Here is a 297-nt window from a genome sequence, read left to right as displayed (position 1 = left end):
AAGTGACCCGTGCGGGATTTGAACCCACGATACCAGCGTGAAAGGCTGGTGTCTTAACCACTTGACTAACGGGTCATTCAAACGGAGAGTAAGGGATTCGAACCCTTGATACAGGCTTTAACCCGTATACAGCATTTCCAATGCTGCTCCTTCGGCCAACTCGGACAACTCTCCAAGATCCGAACCCTGGCACAAAGCCAGGTGCCAAAGTCCGCTAAATCGCGTGGCAACGTCCTATCCTCGCAGGGAGCGATCCCCCAACTACTTTCGGCGTGTTGAAGCTTAACTTCTGTGTTC

Annotated in this window: 2 tRNA genes; both read right to left on the bottom strand. The window is 52.2% G+C overall.

The window, feature by feature from the left end:
- Nucleotides 1–3 precede the first annotated feature (3 nt).
- A tRNA-Glu gene (locus QOS07_RS09370) sits at nucleotides 4–75 on the bottom strand.
- A 7-nt stretch (nucleotides 76–82) separates the two neighbouring features.
- Nucleotides 83–174 (bottom strand) — tRNA-Ser (locus QOS07_RS09365).
- Nucleotides 175–297: the final 123 nt, after the last annotated feature.

Source organism: Limosilactobacillus viscerum (genome assembly GCF_947387525.1).
GTDB lineage: Bacteria > Bacillota > Bacilli > Lactobacillales > Lactobacillaceae > Limosilactobacillus > Limosilactobacillus viscerum.
Note: the sequence above shows the minus strand (reverse complement) of the source record. Positions and strands in the feature narration are given on the sequence as shown.